The organism is Leptolyngbya sp. FACHB-321, assembly GCF_014695975.1.
In the GTDB taxonomy this organism is placed as follows: Bacteria; Cyanobacteriota; Cyanobacteriia; order Leptolyngbyales; family Leptolyngbyaceae; genus Stenomitos.
The window spans coordinates 76,438-93,038 of record NZ_JACJPI010000056.1; the positions used below are offsets into that span (position 1 = coordinate 76,438).

Annotated in this window: 18 protein-coding genes; 11 read left to right on the forward strand and 7 right to left on the reverse strand. The window is 49.0% G+C overall.

Annotated elements, in window-relative coordinates; all coding sequences use genetic code 11:
• Positions 1–70 precede the first annotated feature (70 nt).
• Complete coding sequence (locus H6F76_RS10410) at positions 71–856, reverse strand: DUF1868 domain-containing protein (protein ID WP_190448644.1); 786 nt, start codon at positions 854–856, stop codon at positions 71–73.
• 220 nt (positions 857–1,076) lie between these two features.
• Here H6F76_RS10410 and holA point away from each other — a divergent pair, with 220 nt between their 5' ends.
• Complete coding sequence (holA, locus tag H6F76_RS10415; RefSeq protein WP_190507971.1) at positions 1,077–2,057, forward strand: DNA polymerase III subunit delta; 981 nt, start codon at positions 1,077–1,079, stop codon at positions 2,055–2,057.
• Positions 2,058–2,366: 309 nt separating this feature from the next.
• Entirely contained in the window at positions 2,367–2,690 is a 324-nt protein-coding gene (locus tag H6F76_RS10420) for a DUF1825 family protein (RefSeq protein ID WP_190507973.1), read from the forward strand.
• A 72-nt stretch (positions 2,691–2,762) separates the two neighbouring features.
• Here H6F76_RS10420 and H6F76_RS10425 read toward each other — a convergent pair whose 3' ends face one another.
• Positions 2,763–4,676 (reverse strand): PBP1A family penicillin-binding protein, encoded by a 1,914-nt coding sequence (locus H6F76_RS10425; RefSeq protein ID WP_190507975.1) that lies wholly within the window; start codon positions 4,674–4,676, stop codon positions 2,763–2,765.
• 323 nt (positions 4,677–4,999) lie between these two features.
• On the opposite strand from H6F76_RS10425, the gene tyrS reads away from it, so the two are divergent.
• The 3 genes from tyrS (at position 5,000) to H6F76_RS10440 (ending at position 7,930) form a co-directional block, all read left to right on the forward strand.
• Complete coding sequence (gene tyrS / locus H6F76_RS10430; RefSeq protein ID WP_190507977.1) at positions 5,000–6,205, forward strand: tyrosine--tRNA ligase; 1,206 nt, start codon at positions 5,000–5,002, stop codon at positions 6,203–6,205.
• Positions 6,206–6,439: 234 nt separating this feature from the next.
• Complete coding sequence (locus H6F76_RS10435; protein WP_190507979.1) at positions 6,440–6,832, forward strand: hypothetical protein; 393 nt, start codon at positions 6,440–6,442, stop codon at positions 6,830–6,832.
• Positions 6,833–7,003: 171 nt separating this feature from the next.
• Positions 7,004–7,930 (forward strand): branched-chain amino acid ABC transporter permease, encoded by a 927-nt coding sequence (locus tag H6F76_RS10440; RefSeq protein WP_190507980.1) that lies wholly within the window; start codon positions 7,004–7,006, stop codon positions 7,928–7,930.
• A 144-nt stretch (positions 7,931–8,074) separates the two neighbouring features.
• On the opposite strand, the gene H6F76_RS10445 is transcribed toward H6F76_RS10440, so the two are convergent.
• Positions 8,075–9,298, reverse strand: a complete 1,224-nt coding sequence (locus H6F76_RS10445; protein WP_190507982.1) for an acyltransferase — start codon at positions 9,296–9,298, stop codon at positions 8,075–8,077.
• Between the two features lie 99 nt (positions 9,299–9,397).
• Between H6F76_RS10445 and H6F76_RS10450 the strand changes: the two genes are divergently transcribed.
• The 3 genes from H6F76_RS10450 (at position 9,398) to H6F76_RS10460 (ending at position 11,896) form a co-directional block, all read left to right on the forward strand.
• Positions 9,398–10,204: an ABC transporter ATP-binding protein gene (locus tag H6F76_RS10450; RefSeq protein ID WP_199322035.1), complete on the forward strand. Its 807-nt coding sequence runs from the start codon at positions 9,398–9,400 to the stop codon at positions 10,202–10,204.
• A 49-nt stretch (positions 10,205–10,253) separates the two neighbouring features.
• Positions 10,254–10,967 (forward strand): ABC transporter ATP-binding protein, encoded by a 714-nt coding sequence (locus H6F76_RS10455; RefSeq protein ID WP_190507984.1) that lies wholly within the window; start codon positions 10,254–10,256, stop codon positions 10,965–10,967.
• 395 nt (positions 10,968–11,362) lie between these two features.
• The gene (locus tag H6F76_RS10460; RefSeq protein ID WP_190448635.1) at positions 11,363–11,896 is read left to right on the forward strand and encodes a phycobiliprotein lyase; all 534 of its coding nucleotides are present in this window, start codon (positions 11,363–11,365) and stop codon (positions 11,894–11,896) included.
• A gap of 70 nt (positions 11,897–11,966) precedes the next feature.
• Here the strand turns inward: H6F76_RS10460 and H6F76_RS10465 are convergent, their stop codons facing one another.
• Positions 11,967–12,461, reverse strand: a complete 495-nt coding sequence (locus tag H6F76_RS10465) for a DUF427 domain-containing protein (protein WP_190507985.1) — start codon at positions 12,459–12,461, stop codon at positions 11,967–11,969.
• A 49-nt stretch (positions 12,462–12,510) separates the two neighbouring features.
• Here H6F76_RS10465 and H6F76_RS10470 point away from each other — a divergent pair, with 49 nt between their 5' ends.
• Positions 12,511–13,170, forward strand: coding sequence for a class I SAM-dependent methyltransferase (locus H6F76_RS10470; RefSeq protein WP_190448633.1), 660 nt, complete (start codon positions 12,511–12,513; stop codon positions 13,168–13,170).
• Between the two features lie 14 nt (positions 13,171–13,184).
• On the opposite strand, the gene H6F76_RS10475 is transcribed toward H6F76_RS10470, so the two are convergent.
• Entirely contained in the window at positions 13,185–13,814 is a 630-nt protein-coding gene (locus H6F76_RS10475) for a ribonuclease D (protein WP_190508032.1), read from the reverse strand.
• Positions 13,815–13,918: 104 nt separating this feature from the next.
• Positions 13,919–14,500 (reverse strand): CAP domain-containing protein, encoded by a 582-nt coding sequence (locus H6F76_RS10480; protein WP_190507986.1) that lies wholly within the window; start codon positions 14,498–14,500, stop codon positions 13,919–13,921.
• 436 nt (positions 14,501–14,936) lie between these two features.
• Between H6F76_RS10480 and H6F76_RS10485 the strand changes: the two genes are divergently transcribed.
• Together H6F76_RS10485 and H6F76_RS10490 are read left to right on the forward strand one after the other, a co-directional pair.
• Positions 14,937–15,278 (forward strand): hypothetical protein, encoded by a 342-nt coding sequence (locus H6F76_RS10485; RefSeq protein WP_199322036.1) that lies wholly within the window; start codon positions 14,937–14,939, stop codon positions 15,276–15,278.
• Between the two features lie 57 nt (positions 15,279–15,335).
• Positions 15,336–15,476 carry a hypothetical protein gene (locus H6F76_RS10490; protein ID WP_190448629.1) on the forward strand — a complete coding sequence of 47 codons (141 nt, stop codon included), beginning with the start codon at positions 15,336–15,338 and terminating at the stop codon, positions 15,474–15,476.
• Between the two features lie 168 nt (positions 15,477–15,644).
• Here H6F76_RS10490 and H6F76_RS10495 read toward each other — a convergent pair whose 3' ends face one another.
• The gene (locus H6F76_RS10495; protein WP_190507987.1) at positions 15,645–16,280 is read right to left on the reverse strand and encodes a peroxiredoxin; all 636 of its coding nucleotides are present in this window, start codon (positions 16,278–16,280) and stop codon (positions 15,645–15,647) included.
• Positions 16,281–16,601 lie beyond the last annotated feature (321 nt).

The following is a 16,601-nucleotide window of genomic DNA, read 5'->3' on the forward strand; positions in this document are numbered from 1 at the left end:
TAGGCAATGCGTAGAGCAACTGTCAAAACCCACCTTTAAGGTTTAAGTTAAAACGCAGCCACACGTAAACTTAAAACGTAAAGACTGCCCAGTTAGGTTCTCGATAGTAGTGAGTCATATCGTCAAATTTACGCAATTCTGCTCGCTTCACCTCAAAGACATTTGCCTCTTGCTCCAGCCATTGCTGGTTAAGTTGCACAAAGCGATCGCCAAGCGTGGTCAATGCTTCGGGCGCTGGAATGGTACCGAAGTAGCCCAGAGTAATGTGAGGCGTAAAATAATACTGCTGCTCAATGCCCAAGCCAATTAAGTCAGAATTCTGGAAAACAGCGCGACGGAGCTTGAGCGCTCGATCGTAGGAATGCTCGTCTGCGGGTGCCAAGCAAATGGCAATCGCCCGTGGCATCACCATGAGTCCTAGCGCTTGAAAGTGCAAAGGCTTACCTTCAGCAACCGTTTGCGATTGACGAAAGATCGTTGCAATCTGCTCTTGAAGCTGCACCTCAAAATCAGGCTTGTGCTGACTGGTATCACGATAAGCGCTATCCCAAATCAAGTCAGCCAGCGTCAGGTGAAAACTTTCAGGTGGCACTGGCACAAACAAGTCAGCGCCTAATTGCTGCGCTAACTGCTGCTGATATTGCTTCAAGCTCTCATACAACGCCGCATTTCCGGTTTCTTCGTTTCCTGGCGGGGTCACAATTGTATAGCCCGGAAAGGGAGTGGGTTGCCACCCTTTTTCAGCGTGCCGTTGAAACTTAGGAGATTCCTGAAGGTGCTGCACCTGTGAGCGATATGTTTCTGGTAATGTCAGACGCATTGCCCGATTCAGGTAAGTCTGGTAGTTCTCGTCCAATGTCGATCGCCTCGCAAGGTACTGAATATATTGTTACGACTGGTTACTTTAGCAGCTCTCTGCATCATCTCGTCTTCTTAAGCTGGAAGCGCCGATCGTGCAAAGGCTGGCTTGTAAGGTCCAGTATTTGGAAATTACTTGATCCCCACCATAATCTAAATCCAGTCTGACAGGATTGCTAGGACAATACAATTACGAGCGACAAGAGGCGGTATTCTAAATGCCAATTTACCTTTACTGGGGTGAGGATGATTTTGCGATCGCCCAGGCAGCAACAGCACTCCATCGGCAATTGCTCGATCCTGTCTGGAGCAGTTTTAACTATGACAAAATCACTGCTGACCAGCCTACCGCAATTATGCAGGCGCTCAATCAGTCCATGACGCCACCCTTTGGTGCAGCTCACCGTTTCGTTTGGTTGGCAGAGACCTCGCTTTGTCAACGGTGCCCTGAGAGCCTGCTGACCGAGCTAGAACGCACGTTGCCAGAGCTTCCCGAGACGACAACTCTACTGTTGACGACAAGCAGCAAACCTGACAGTCGCTTGAAATCGACCAAACTGCTGCAAAAGCACGCCACGATTCAGGAGTTTGGGCTGATTCCAACCTGGAAAACCGATTTGTTAGTTAAACAGGTAAAGCAGCTTGCTCAGGAAACCGGGGTGAAGCTGACAACGCATGGTGCAGAGCTGCTAGCAGAGTTAGTCGGTAACGATACCCGCCAACTGCATAGTGAACTAGAAAAACTGCGGCTCTATGTTGGCGACTCAAAGCAGCCGTTAGACGAAACCGTGATCGCCACCCTTGTAACAGCCAGCAGCCAAAGCACCATTCAGCTTGCTGCCGCTATCCGCCAGGGGCAAACGGCTCAAGCACTTGACCTTATTGCAGACTTACTGCGACAGAACGAACCCGCACTACGCATTGTTAGTAGTTTGGTTACACAGTTTCGCACCTGGGTTTGGATTAAAGTGATGCGGGAAGCAGGTGAACGTAACGAGCAAGCGATCGCTCAAGCAGCAGAACTCCGAAACCCCAAACGTCTCTACTTTCTTCAAAAAGAGGTTGAGTCACTGTCAGCCCACACACTGCTTCAAACGCTGCCTCTGCTGTTAGAGCTAGAAGCAAGCCTCAAACGTGGAGCGGATGATCGGCTCACCTTACAAACAAAAATCATCGAACTATGTGAGGTCTGTCGGTAACGGCTGAGGGAGCATCTTACCTTTGTAACCAAGTCTTTCAACCTTTATCCCAAGTCTCTTTCCTTAAGGAGAAGAATTTGAACCTTGCTCCCTTCTCCTTAAAAGGGCTGGGAACAAGGGGTATCTATGATGTGGCAATGGGATACGTGCAGGCTCAGAGCTTGAGGTAGTGAAACCCCTACTTACTAGGGGCTTAAACGAATCCAGTCATTGAATTAGAATAATTGTGTCTAACAGGTTCAGTTGTACCTAAAAGCCCCGGTAAGCAGCATTCTCTCTAGTCAAAATTATTAGCAAAAACTTAAAGCGATGGGATTCTTTGATTCTGAAATCGTGCAGCAAGAAGCCAAGCAGCTCTTTGGCGATTACCAATCGCTGATGACGCTTGGAGCTGATTATGGGAAGTTCGATCGTGAGGGTAAAAAGCTCTTCATCGAACAGATGGAAGCCATTATGGATCGCTACCGTGTGTTTATGAAGCGGTTTGAGCTATCGGAGGACTTTATGGCGCAAATGACTGTAGAGCAACTCCGCACACAGCTTGGTCAGTTTGGCATGACGCCGCAGCAAATGTTTGACCAGATGAACCGGACTTTAGAGCGCATGAAAGCTGAGGTAGAAAAAACGGTGTGATAGTTATTGGTTGTTAGTTTTTAGCTGCTAGAAGGACTGTCTAACAACCAAAAACAACCAACCAACTGCTTTCTAAGGTCGGCTAAATTCAGAGGGCGATCGAAAATTCTCGACTGGTACGTCTCGTAAAGCCTGTTGCATAAAGTCGCGCCATACGGGAGCGACATAGCCACCACCCGTCGCGCCTCTGCCGATCGGACGATAGTCGTCATTACCTACCCAAACAGCGGTTGAAAGCTGAGGCACATAGCCGACAAACCAGATATCGCGTTCAGATGAAGTCGTACCTGTTTTGCCAGCAGCAGGACGATCAAGCCTTGCTGACACCCCTGTCCCGCGCGTGATCACTCCTTGTAGTACATCTGTCAGTGAAGCTGTAGACCACGGGTCAAGTACAAGCTGCGGCTTGGGCGTGTTGTCCAGTAAGATGTTGCCGGTGCTGTCTGTAACTTGCACGATTAACGTTGTTTCAGAGTACCAACCGTTGCTGGCAAAGGTAGCGTAGGCTCCAGCCATTTCTAGCGGAGTCAGGTCAACCGAGCCTAGCGGTAAGGAAACAACAGGCTCGATTGGACTACGAACGCCGATCGTCCGCATGACATCAATCACCTTATTTAGACCTATGTCCTGACCAAGCCGCACGACTGGCACGTTACGCGATTGTTCAAGCGCCCTCCGAATGGACATGGGACCAGCGAACGAATTATCGTAGTTCTGCGGCGAGTAGTATTCATAGCCATCGGGATAGCTTACAGGCGAATCTGAAACCGTCGACTCAGGCGCATAGCGACCAGAGGCAAATGCCGTGTAATAGACAAATGGCTTTAAAGCAGAACCAGGCTGCCGAAGGGATTGCATGGCTCGGTTGTACTGGCTCTTGCGATGATCAACCCCACCTACCATTGCCTTTACAAAATGGGTGCGTGGGTCAACGGCTACCAGAGCCATTTGATCGGCATAAACACCTTGATTCACTAGATTTGCGTGCCCTCGCTTCACCACATCTTCTGCAACACGCTGAAGCTTAGTATCGACTGTCGTTTGAACCCGCATACCGCCTTTAAGTACGGCATCTTTCCCAAAGCGCTTCGTCAACTCCTGCACCGCCGCTTCAGTAACATACGGGATGGTGCTGCCCTGAAACGAGGTAATCTTTCCTAGCTTCAGTGGCTGCTTACGGGCAATGGCTTCTTCTTGAGGGGTAATCCAGTTCAAGTCTTTCATCCGACGCAGCACAGTTAACTGTCGCTGTTTCGCTCCTTTGTAATCAATGAAAGGACTGAGGCTTTCGGGAGCTTGAATCAGCCCTGCCATCATTGCAGATTCCGCCAGCGTCAGCTTCGCAGACGATTTTCCAAAGTAGCTCTCAGCAGCCGTCTCTGCCCCATAGGTATTGTGTCCCCAGTAAACCTGGTTCAGATACATTTCAAAAACCTGCTCTTTCGAGAAGATTTGCTCTAGCCGTAGCGCCAGCACAGACTCTGCCACTTTGCGGCTGAAGGCACGTTTAGGAGTCAAAAACAGGTTTTTAACCAACTGCATCGTCAGCGTGGAGCCACCTTCGACCGTTGCGCCCGTTGACCAGTTTGCCAAGAAGGCACGGAGGACGGCACCGGGATTCACGCCACGATGAGAGTAGAAGTAGCTGTCTTCGATCGCCAAGACTGCCCGCTTTAGATCGGGAGAAATCTGGTCGAGCGGCACCACTTCCCGATTTGCTTCACCATGAATGCTCGTTAGCAGTTTGCCTTTGACATCGTAAATATGAGTCGTTTCGCTGGGTACATAGCTACGAAGAATACGAACATCGGGCAAATTGCGAAAGCTAATCGCTAAGCCAACTAAACCACCTGCCACTACAGAGCTCGACAGCATCGCAACGCCGAGCACCATGCCACCTGTCACCTTGCCGACGGTTTTGACAACCTGATAAATTGTCTCTGGTGCGCCAGGTTGTTTGCGTTGTTGAAGTGTATTGGATGCCACGACGACTTTAGATCCTTACAATCATTGAACGGGCAGGGCTTGACCGAGCGCGATCACCGCTACTAGCGATCGCGTCACAGGTACTCAATCATACTATTCACGCCTAAAACGGAGGTATCCGCATGGCTTTAGCAGCAAGGTTAACATCATAACTACGGGATGGATGACAAACCACGTTAAATTAATGGCAGACAGCTTGTTGCTAGCTTTACAAACAAACACGGTGGCTCTATTGGCTCGTCTTCGAAGCCAACTAGCTCTGTGAAACGAGCAATGAAACTGTCAAGCTGTCTATAACTGCGTTCTCCCGTTATCTGAACATAATGTCCAATTTGTCCTGGCTGCAGCGCGGCATCAGCGAAATTTTTCCCGATCAGGTAGAGTCTGCCAGCAGTGATGAAAACCTGACGCAGCGGTTGGCACAGAGCGATCGCCCCCTCCGCATCAAGTTGGGTATTGATCCCACAGGTGCAGACATCCATTTGGGGCATAGTATTCCTATGCGGAAAATGCGATCGTTTCAGGATGCTGGGCATACGGCTGTCTTGATTATTGGCGACTTCACTGCTCGCATTGGTGACCCCACCGGCAAATCCGAAGTGCGTCGTCAGTTGAATGAAAATGAAGTGCGTGCCAACGCCCAGACTTACCTGAACCAGGTACGCCCCATTCTAGACTTCGACACACCGGGTCGTTTAGAAATCCGCTACAACTCGGAGTGGTTGTCTAGCCTGGATTTAAGCAAAATTCTGCAACTTCTGGCAACCACCACCGTCGGGCAAATGCTAGCAAAAGAGGGCTTTTCAGAACGCTACGACAAAGGCGACCCCATTTACCTGCATGAATTTCTCTACCCACTGATGCAGGGTTACGACTCGGTTGCGGTTGAAGCCGATGTGGAATTGGGCGGAACTGATCAAAAGTTCAATATTGCGATCGGTCGAGATTTACAGCGTCATTTTGGTCTGCGCCCTCAGTTTGGGCTACTCGTACCCATTTTGCTGGGCACTGATGGCGTGCAGAAAATGTCGAAGTCTCTCGGCAACTATGTAGCGCTATCGGAAGACCCGCTGACGATGTACTCCAAGCTAGAGAAAACGCCTGACGCATTGCTGAAGTCGTACTTTGAACTGCTGACCGCTTTGCCGATCGACCAAATACTTCCAAACCCCCGTGACGCTCAAAAGCTGCTAGCGCTGACGATCGTGACCCAGTTTCATGGTGAAGCGGCAGCGAAACAGGCACAGCAAGACGCGATCGCCCTTGTGCAAGGCAACACTACCAACGCGGATACTGTTCCAGAGTTCTCCCTGTCTTCTATACAGTTTCCCGCCAAGGTGTTTTATCTGGTTAGCGCTAGCGGTTTATGTAAAGGCAGCTCTGAAGCGAGACGACAGATTCAAGGCGGTGCAGTGAAGCTAGATGGCGAGAAGGTTGATACGGTCGATCGTGTGTTTGATTCACCTCATGATCTGGTTGGTAAAGTCTTACAGCTTGGCAAAAACAAATTTGTTCGCTTCATTGCTTGAGTTGTTTTGCCGCATCACTCAGTCCCGTTAACACCACTTGCTGTTGCTGGCAAAGCGCATCCGTCATACTTTTAGTCGTCCTGAAAGAATGCAACAAATCAGCACCGTGGTGGTGACGGTTCAGATGATCACAGCCTAACAACAGCGAGTTTTGTATCAAAATGTACTGTTATTACTAAAGACTTGCGGTAAAGCGCTAAGTTTATAAATAGTGATACTGATGAACGAGCCGCTATGCCTACGTCCACGCTGATTAACGATCCCGCGCTGAAACTGAAACACCTGTCTAGCATGGTTGCCTCTCTTTCTCACCGCTTAGAAGTAGCAAGAGCCAGCCACAACGTTCAGTTGACGGCGCTGCTAGAGCGTGAATATGAGCAGTTGACGGTAGAGCAGAAGGCTGTGTCGTTCGGCTCCTCTAGCGTGATGAAAGCGTGGTTTCAGCGCTTATGGAACAATTTGGCGGACACGATGCCCAGTCTGTATCAGCTTCAAATTACACAGACGATCGACGACAACGGGCATGAATGCTGGAGCGTTTATTACCCCAAAACAGGGCAACGACTGGTGACAGAATCTGAAGCAGAAATGCAGATCTGGATCAAGCAAAACTATTGGGCTGTTTAGGCACATAATACGGCTGTTGTAACTTCCTCAATGTTGTGGGTGGAGGGAGTAAAATGACAGGACTGATCGTTGTTATGAAGAGAAAGAACTTCCGATACGTCGTTATTGGAGGTTCTTTCTGTTTTGAATCGCGATCGCTCTTTCGTATTCAGCCTGTCCAATCTCCCTGTAATGACTGATTTTTTCTCTATCTATGGGTTTCTAATCGTCTCCATGTTGCTGGGGGCAGTGTTGGGGCTATCGCTCTACCTACCGTTAATGGCAGGTCAACTATCGCTGGCAAGTCCCGGCTTTTATGCACTGGGGGGGTACATCGCTGCGATTCTGTCTACGCAAGTCTTTAAGACTGACGGCAATTTTCCCATCCCAGTGCTGCTGTTGGAGATGCTGCTAGCGGGGGTAGTTTGTGGGCTGTTAGGGATCGTTGTTGGCATTCCAGCTTTACGGCTGCGGGGCATTTATCTGGCGATCGCTACTATTGCCTTCGTTGAAATTCTCCGCATTCTTGCATTAAATCTAGAGATTACGGGCGGTGCAGTTGGCATCTTTGGCATTCCGCAACCCTTTGAGACGGCGATCGAATACCTCTGGATTGTCCTTCCCTTATTAGTCATCAGTAGCCTCTTTGTTTATCGGCTCGAAAACATCCGTGTTGGTCGGGCACTGATTGCGATTCGCGAAGACGAACTAGCTGCCGATGCCATGGGCATCAACCCGACCTATTACAAAGTGCTAGCGTTTGCGCTGGGTGCCATGCTGGCAGGCATAGTTGGTGCCGTCAGCGCTCACTTTCTCAATACCTGGAATACGCGACAAGGCACCTTTGATGTCAGCATCATTTACCTCACTTTTGTGCTGATTGGTGGCTCCAGAACGGTTGTTGGTCCGGTTGTGGGTGGTATGGTCTTCACGGCTCTGCCAGAAATCTTGCGTGCTGCTGCCGATCTGCCTGGTTTGCCCCCCTGGTTAGCGCAATTTCTCCGCGACAGTCGCTTAATTCTGTTTGGCTTGCTGATTGTGGTTGGCTCCGTCTTTTTTCCGCAGGGTCTTGTTAGCCCCAACCTGTTCAAGCCACGTAAATTTCGCCAGAGAACCTAGATGGGCATCATGCTTCGGCAGACTCAGATGTCGATCGCAGCATCTCCCCTGTGCCCAAACAATACTCTTGTGTTGCAAGATGCGTCTACTTACAGCAAAGTACAGAAAGTATGACCATCCCTTTGCTTTACGTTTGTATGGTGTCTACTTCTTAACTGGATAGCGATCGGTGTGAGAAGAGCCTGATTTCGCAACTGAATTAACGGCTAGCTTCACCCGTAGAAACGGATACTCAACATACCGATAGGTCAACCCAGACAAACTAATAACCATCAAGCCACATAGTCCTACGAGCATCCAAAAATAAATTGGATTCATACCGGCAATTGGGTAAATCCGATTAACGAGCCGCAGCACTGAGAAAAGAACGATGCCATGCAGCAGGTAAACGCTATAACTAACTGTGCCGAGATATTTAGACGCGGACGCAGTCAGTAGACCAAATAGATTATTGCCGTGTGCAATCAACACGAAGGCACAAAAGATGAGGGAGATCGCTCCTAAATCATAGATATAGGGCGGCGGTAGAATAATTGGTATCGCGACCAAAAGCACCATAATACCAAGCGACGTATGCCAACCTAAAAACCGCTTCTTTGGCTCAAGATGCTTGATTAAATACGCTGCTGCCATGCCAAAAAGGAAGCTCATCAGCGTTGGTAACGGTTTATAGCTACTGACTAAACAGAGCGTTAAGAAAGTGAGGAATAAGCCGATAAACCTTGAAGGTTTAGCAAACCACGTTAAGAACGGCAAAATTAAATAGAACTGAAGTTCATAGGTTAGAGTCCATTGGACTGAAGCATTGATTAAGCCAACGGATGAATAGTTAATATCAGGAAAAACGTTGCTACTGACGTTGGAAAATCCATAAATACCACACACCAGCCAACTGCCAATTTGCATCAAGAATCTTGGTAGGCTAACTTTTAAGGAAAAGTTAGAAATGATCAGCACAATAACAACTATGACAGCAAGCGAGAACCAATAGGCTGGCAAAACCCGCAAGGCACGTTTGATGTAAAAATCCTTAAGTTTGAATCTAGAACCAGAAATTACTTTTGACCAGAATAAGAATCCGGTGATCATGAAGAAAAAAGCAACAGCGCCCTGTCCCGCAAACGTGTAAAAGTTGGATGGTGATACTTGCCAAGTGCCAATTTGAAAATATTGATAGTTAACAACTGCATGATGAAAGAAAACACCCAGTGCTAAAAAGCCTCGCAAGCCATCCAACGTTTTGTACTGTGCTTGATCAGCTTTTTGCACGATCTGTTGGTAAAAAGCTGAATGCTTAACGATAAGTTTGGCAAGACCAAAGAAGAGGATGGTCAGACCGATCGCTGGAAAGATGCTGGTAAAAGCCATAGTGCGCGAACGTAAGCAATTTTCAGGATTAAAGCGAAAACTTTGGTGCGATCGAAGACAATAAAGCCATGAGCTAGTGATGTTCCGCCACCGTATGCCATGCCCCCAAAGGAACCTGTCAATGCTACCGCAGAATCTAATTGCCGTCCGATGCTGGCAGCGAAAGGGCTGAGTCGGCGCTTTGGCGGGCTAGTTGCTGTCAATAATGTGTCGTTTACTGTTAACGCAGGCGAAATTTTTGGGCTGATTGGTCCCAACGGGGCAGGCAAGACAACGTTATTCAACCTGGTAACTGGGTTAATTCCGCCCTCTAGTGGGCAGATGATCTATCAAGGTGCAGATCTTTCTCGGCTCCGTCCGCATCAAGTTGCAGCTAAGGGCATTGCTCGCACGTTTCAGAACATTCGACTATTTGGCAACCTCTCTGCACTGGAAAATGTCATGATTGCCCAGCACATACATAGTCACAGTGGCACTCTACAGGGAGTGTTGGGCTTGTCGCCTGCGCCTCGTGAAGAGCGACAAATTCGGCAAAAGGCAAGGGAGCTATTAGAACTGGTGGGACTAAGCGATCGCGCTGACGAACAAGCTCAAAATTTTGCTTACGGCAACCAGCGTCGATTGGAAATCGCTCGTGCCTTGGCGCTGCAACCGCAAGTTCTGCTGCTAGATGAACCTGCTGCCGGCATGAACCCTAGCGAGAAGCATCAACTGAGTAACTTTATCCGCCAAATTCGTGATCAGTTTGACCTGACAGTGCTGCTCATCGAACACCATGTGCCGCTGGTGATGGGCTTGTGCGATCGCATCGCCGTCCTTGACTTTGGACAACTCATTGCCTTGGGTGATCCAGCGCAAGTCAAAAACAATCCAGCGGTCATCGAAGCTTATCTAGGAGCCGAATAATCCCCTTCTGCCTTCTGCCCTCTGCCGTTTTCCTTCTTCACTCTGCCTCATGCCCTCCCCCTTACTCGACATTCAAAAACTCAGCGTCAACTACGGCGGCATTCAGGCGTTGCAGGCGATCGATCTAGTCATCTATGCAGGGGAGGTGGTCACGCTAATTGGTGCCAATGGCGCGGGCAAAACCACAACCTTGCGGGCAATTTCTCGACTAATCGGTGTGCGTGACGGACATATTTTTTACAACGGCAAGAATATTACTCGACAGCGTGCCCATGCCGTCGTCAAGCTAGGCATTGCCCACAGCCCTGAAGGACGCAGAATTTTAGCGCGACAGACGGTGCTCGATAATTTGCAGCTCGGCGCTTATACCCGCTCCGATCGCCTTGGCATCAAAGCGGATATTGAGCAACAGTTCCTCACCTTTCCGCGACTGGCAGAGCGTCGTCATCAGCTTGCAGGCACTCTCAGCGGTGGCGAACAGCAAATGCTAGCGATCGCCCGTGCCCTTATGAGTCGCCCTAAACTATTGCTGCTGGATGAGCCAAGCCTGGGACTGGCACCTACGATCGTGCGCGAACTGTTTACCAGCATTCAAACCCTCCATACCGCAGGGGTTACTATTCTGCTAGTGGAACAAAATGCCAATCTTGCCCTTCAGTACGCTAATCGAGGCTACGTTCTAGAAGCTGGCTACATTACCTTGACAGGCAACGCGGCTGAATTATTAAGTGACGATCGAGTTAAGCAAGCCTATTTAGGGTAGATAGCCTTGCCGCTAGTTAATGCTACTCATGCGACTAAAAGCTACCAGACGCAGCATAACTTTAGTCGATCGTCAATGCTCTACTCCAATGAAACCTAAAAGTACCCACTTGGAGGCATGGTGCTTTTATGGGCATTTGCTACAACAGAATCATGAAACTAGTAAACCACTGGTCAGCGCCTTATTCCAGTGACTGATTGCAACCACTAGTGATGGTACGGTTGTGCCTCTCACTACAGACAGCAATGTTCTAGTCCCAGCATGATGCGGCTGTACTATTACTGAGCAGTCTTGACTATCAGTGATATATTAAGAAAAATAACAAAAACGCGAATTTTGGCAGAATCGTGTTTCCAGTGAGCGTGTTCTTTAGGCGTAGGTGAGGACTGAACTGAGTGACTTCTTTACTAAATTTGACCCAAACGACTGACGTATCTCTCATTGCTAACTTCTTTCAGCAGTCAGAAGGGCGCTGGAAGTCCGAGCGGCGCTACTATACCCTTCCAGAAGGGGAAACAAAGGAAGTAGTTAGCATCATTACCATTCGGTTTTTGACGCCAAATAGTCCTGAACTATGCCATTTAGCAACACTACATGGCATTGATGAAGCGCTATTAACCTGCGGCGCTGAAGTTCTTTGGGATAGCCATGATTCAGCGACAGGGAAGCCACAGTCAGAAGGTTCTACCTTGTTTGGTGCCGGGGGGACAAAGCTGTACCGCGATCGCGGTTTTGCAACGACAAAGCCCGTCTTAGCAGATTTCTACTTCTCTGCCCCTAACACTCTCTGTCTTCGCACAGAGTACAAAGGTTCCGTTTTTGAGGAAGAACTGAAGCTGATCGGTCAGCATTATCGCACTCGCCAAACCATCATTTCGCGTGCTGGAGAGCAACAAATGATTGGTCAATACCTGGAAAAACGGCTTTAGAGCATAGGTTGTGCAGCACCAGGCGGAAGTATCTGCTCCTTTGTATTCCCCTGGTGCGTTGCTCTAGTTCTTACCAGCCCCACGAGCCTTGAACCCCTTTAAATGGTCCCACAATATCGCTGGTAATCCAACCACCGTAGAAACTGCCAGGTTGGGGCTCCACTTTTTCGCCATTGACAAAACAAGCATCCATTGGAGCGGGGTAAAACGCTACATAATTGGCGATCGTCGCAAAGGCAGGCGTAGGCTCAGGATAGTACCAGGCAACATCATCTATGCGCTTGTCACCCACTGCAAGGCTGTAGTAAGCGCCATGCCCTTTCCACTCGCAGAAGGTCGATCGCAGACTTTTAATAAGGTAGTCTTGCTGGATATCTTCAGGTGGGATGTAGTAGACGGGTGGATGGCTTGTTTCTAGCACCCGCTTTGCCTGATGAGTGTCAGCGATCGTGACACCGTTAAAAATAATCTGAATATGTTTGCTCGTCTCTTCCAGGCGAGGGGGACGTGGATAGTCCCAAACAGATTCTTGTCCGGGCTGGGGTTCGATGCGATGTTGGCTCATAGCGCTATTTTAACGACAAGATGGTTGGACAACAGCAGGAGAGCATGTGATGCAGCGAGTGCTTGAGCCAGAGGTCATGGATACCTGGGAAGAATCGGTTGCTTACGATGCAATGGATTTTACCGCAGTGAATGAAGCCTTTGCAGAGCGGGTGATCGCGCTTGCGCCTGAGTCAGCACTGGTGTTGGATGCAGGTACTGGCACAGCGCGCATTCCAATCTTGCTTTGTCAACAACGTCCGCAATGGCAGGTGATTGGCATTGATCGCTCAAAGACGATGCTACAAATTGGTGCTGCCAACGTGAAGCAAGCCGGTTTGCAGGCTCAAATTACCCTGGCTGATGAGGATGCTAAGCAGTTGCCGTATCCCAATGGTTACTTTGACGCGGTAGTTTCCAACAGCCTGGTGCATCATTTGCCAGAGCCGTTGCCCTTTTTGCAAGAGCTAAAGCGAGTATTAAAGCCACGGGGCGCGATCGTACTACGTGACTTGCTTCGACCAATAGACATTGCCACAGTTGATAGTCTTGTTAGCAGCATTGGTGACGATTACGATGCTCACCAGCAGCAGCTTTTTCGAGATTCTCTTTGTGCCGCCTTTCGATTAGAGGAACTGCGCGCACTGCTAGACACAGCAGGTTTGCAGGATGTCTTGCTGTATCAATCGTCTGATCGCCACTGGACAGCCGAACGATCATGGACAGGTTAGCTGAAGCTCGACGCTTAGTGTTCAAACAAGCCTTGATACTGCATTAGGTCAAGTTGGGCGATCGTCGGAATGCACTCAAAGCACTGTTCTGCCAATGACCATCGTTCCTCACGCTTGAGCATAGCGATCAGCTTTTGGCGGGCACTCAACAGGTAGCGAACATCATTGGCAGCATAACGAAGTTGCTCGGGTGATAAATTCGCCGCGTTGCCCCAGTCAGAACTTTGAGCGCTTTTATCGAGCTCAACGTGCTCTAGCTCTTGGATTAAATCTTTGAGCCCATGCTTCGGTGTGTAGGTACGGGCAAGCTTGCTGGCAACTTTTGTACAGAAAAGTGGCTTTACAGTGATCGCCAGGTGGTAGCGCAGGGTCGCAACGTCAAAGCGAGCAAAATGGAACACTTTGACGCTGCTGCCTGCTTCTAGCAAGCGTTTCAGGTTGGGTGCCTCCGTCTGCCCACGGGCGATCGACACGACGCTAACGTGATCGTGGGCATCACAAAGCTGCACCAAACACAGCCGATCGCGCTGGGGCAGTAAACCCATTGTCTCTGTATCAACCGCGATCGCGTCTGCCTGTAAATAAGCGTCAAGCTGTTGCTCAGACAGATCGCGATCGCAAATCTGGAAATCTTCCAATGCCATCTGGGTCAGGGAATAGGGTACAGGGTCTAGGGTATCGGTAAAAGGGACAGACGGTAAAAGCAAGACCGCAGAATGATCATCAGATAACACTTACCGGACCAATTTTAGCGACGGCGAATAAAAACCTGGGTGAAATAGTATTCTCCCTTAGCATTTTTGGCGATGCCAACGCCAGTCGTGTCAAACGAGCCTTCAATGTTTTTGAGGTGACCAGGACTTTTGAGCCAACCTTGCACCGCCTGGCGCACAGGGTCGCTGTAACCCTGATTAAACGCAACATTTTCAGCAGCACGACTGTAGGGAAGGGTACGAGCGATCGCCTGCACTCGTTGCTTAAAGCCATTGTGGCTAAAGGGTACGCCACCGCTTGCCATAGCCTGACTATGCAGCCGGGACTGTTCACTAATGCGCGAGTCCATCTTTAGGGGCGGCAACTTTCGACTCGCACGATACTGATTAACTTGTGTCAGTACTGCTTGCTCTAATGACTGAAAGGATGGGGCAGCTTGAGCAATCTGCTGCTGCAACACGGGTCTTACCTGGGCTGAAGCAAGACCGCTACCGATCGCATGAGATAAAACAAAGCTGCCCGCGATCGCCAACGCACTAAATGTTCCAGCCTTCAATAACCCAAGCTTGAATGCTCCAGTCTTGCATACACGAGTCTTAAATACTTGAGAAACCATCGGCTCTACCTTGAGTCAAATCATTAAACTGATAGACAACTCAAGCGTTCAGGAGTTCCACAGCCGCGCAAAAGATCTGCGGATGGGAGAGGGATCGCTGGTGATCGCCATATGACATTTCTCACTCAAATAACGAACATCCGTCTCCCTAAGCCCATAATTCACTCTGACTTCATCAGCAATGCCATGCTTAATAAGGAGCAACTCATTTCCATGAGGATTGTACGGACGCAGTGCGTGTATAAGTTCTTTAGACTGAGATTATCTACCTAAAACTGGCTGCATCTACAACGCTGTATACCTGCAAAGAGACGAGTGAACTCGTTACAGCACGAACCTTTAGCCACTATAGAATGCTCAGTGAGTGAAACTATTCGTTATGCCAAGTCTTACCGACGCCCGGCTACAATCTCCTCTGTCCATCACTAGTTTATCCATGTCCTACTCCGACCATGTTATGGGCGCGGCTGTTTTTGACTTGAACGGTCTTCCTAAAGAGTACTTCACAACACCCGAAGGCAATAACATGAGTTGGGTACAGACCATTTTTCAAGCGCTTGGCTTGCGATCATTACTCATGTCTTCCCTGCAACTAGAGGGCTTTCACCACGTCACAATTCTTGGCTCTGAGTCTGCTGCTGTCGTTGTAAAGCAGAAAAATCATTACATCGCGTTATTGATCAAGCCGCAAGCCGCGATCGACGAAGCTTTTATTGACTGGGTACAAACTTTTGAACTTAGCGAACTTAAAAACAACCCACGCTTTCGTACGCCGTAGCAGTCTGACTAAAGGGCAGCACTGAGGGCAGCACTGAGGCGATAGCAGGTAGCAGCAATGACTACGCTTTTACCGCAAGCCGCGATCGTCTATCCGAGTTCTGATGGTGAACGGTTGGCAGAGATCTCTGTTCACATTAATGCGATTGTTGATGCTGTTGTAGGGCTATGGCAGTACCTTGAGCAGCGATCGTTCTAGCTGATCAGTTTTTGCATTACGCTCAGGGCTATCCAAAGCTACGAGTAGCACCAAATGTCATGGTGATTGCAGTTACGATCACTTGGCATCGAGCCGGAGATATAAAAATAGCGATCGTCCGATGGTGGCGATCGCTACTTACTAGTGATTCAGTTTGTTCCGATCACTCTATTTATCGGGCTGAGGTGTCATCCGCAGGTAGGGTTTTACTTCAGTCAAACCTTTTGGAAAGCGTTGCTTGGCATCTTCCGTAGAGATTGAGGGCACCACAACCACATCGTCGCCATCTTTCCAGTTAACGGGCGTTGCCACACCATAGTTATCAGTCAATTGCAGTGAGTCAATGACTCGCAAGATTTCGTCAAAGTTGCGTCCAGTGCTCGGGGGATAGGTCAGCGTCAAACGCAATTTTTTCTGAGGATCGATCACGAACACGGTACGAACTGTTACCTTCGCATTTGCATTGGGATGAACCATGCCATATAGATCGGACACTTTGCGATCGGCATCAGCTAGCAATGGGTAGTTAACTGTTGTGTTTTGCGTTTCGTTAATATCAGCAATCCAACCTTTATGCGAGTCTGGTGGATCGACACTCAGCGCCAAAACTTTCACGTTGCGCTTGTCAAATTCGGGCTTGAGTTTTGCGACTTCACCCAGTTCAGTTGTGCAGACTGGGGTGTAGTCAGCCGGATGAGAAAAGAGAACGACCCAGCTATCGCCTGCCCATGTGTAAAACTCGATTTGCCCTTCGCTGGACTCTTGAGTAAAATCTGGGACGGTATCGCCTAGTTGAAGAGTCATAAGCGTTTTTCCTGTTTAAGTTACATCAGCTACAGTTGAACAGCATACCATTATGCCATAAAACTCCGGTTCATCAGTCGGAGTTTAGCTCTATTTATGCCCTTGGGTCGGATTGTTAGCAGAGGAAAATGGAAAAATTGCAGGTTGCTAACCATTTTCATTTAATCAGGCACCTCCGTCTATGTCTCGCTCCTTAATGAAGAGTGTCACCAGCTTGTTTGCACCCTGCAGTTAAAAACTTCTATGGGGAAGAATTATCATTCTCAGCTAATAAAAGCGGTAGTCGTAGGTTATACCTGGTGATTTTCCTGCCTAAGCACT

Excerpts from the sequence above, each read along its gene's own strand:
- H6F76_RS10420 (WP_190507973.1), top strand. The coding sequence starts at position 2,367 with ATGGGATTCTTTGATTCTGAAATCGTGCAGCAAGAAGCCAAGCAGCTC.
- H6F76_RS10435 (WP_190507979.1), top strand. The coding sequence starts at position 6,440 with ATGCCTACGTCCACGCTGATTAACGATCCCGCGCTGAAACTGAAACAC.
- holA (WP_190507971.1), top strand. The coding sequence starts at position 1,077 with ATGCCAATTTACCTTTACTGGGGTGAGGATGATTTTGCGATCGCCCAG.
- H6F76_RS10485 (WP_199322036.1), top strand. The coding sequence starts at position 14,937 with ATGTCCTACTCCGACCATGTTATGGGCGCGGCTGTTTTTGACTTGAAC.
- H6F76_RS10480 (WP_190507986.1), bottom strand. The coding sequence starts at position 14,500 with ATGGTTTCTCAAGTATTTAAGACTCGTGTATGCAAGACTGGAGCATTC.
- H6F76_RS10445 (WP_190507982.1), bottom strand. The coding sequence starts at position 9,298 with ATGGCTTTTACCAGCATCTTTCCAGCGATCGGTCTGACCATCCTCTTC.
- H6F76_RS10490 (WP_190448629.1), top strand. The coding sequence starts at position 15,336 with ATGACTACGCTTTTACCGCAAGCCGCGATCGTCTATCCGAGTTCTGAT.
- H6F76_RS10465 (WP_190507985.1), bottom strand. The coding sequence starts at position 12,461 with ATGAGCCAACATCGCATCGAACCCCAGCCCGGACAAGAATCTGTTTGG.
- H6F76_RS10470 (WP_190448633.1), top strand. The coding sequence starts at position 12,511 with ATGCAGCGAGTGCTTGAGCCAGAGGTCATGGATACCTGGGAAGAATCG.
- tyrS (WP_190507977.1), top strand. The coding sequence starts at position 5,000 with ATGTCCAATTTGTCCTGGCTGCAGCGCGGCATCAGCGAAATTTTTCCC.
- H6F76_RS10440 (WP_190507980.1), top strand. The coding sequence starts at position 7,004 with ATGACTGATTTTTTCTCTATCTATGGGTTTCTAATCGTCTCCATGTTG.
- H6F76_RS10455 (WP_190507984.1), top strand. The coding sequence starts at position 10,254 with ATGCCCTCCCCCTTACTCGACATTCAAAAACTCAGCGTCAACTACGGC.
- H6F76_RS10450 (WP_199322035.1), top strand. The coding sequence starts at position 9,398 with ATGCCCCCAAAGGAACCTGTCAATGCTACCGCAGAATCTAATTGCCGT.
- H6F76_RS10495 (WP_190507987.1), bottom strand. The coding sequence starts at position 16,280 with ATGACTCTTCAACTAGGCGATACCGTCCCAGATTTTACTCAAGAGTCC.
- H6F76_RS10475 (WP_190508032.1), bottom strand. The coding sequence starts at position 13,814 with ATGGCATTGGAAGATTTCCAGATTTGCGATCGCGATCTGTCTGAGCAA.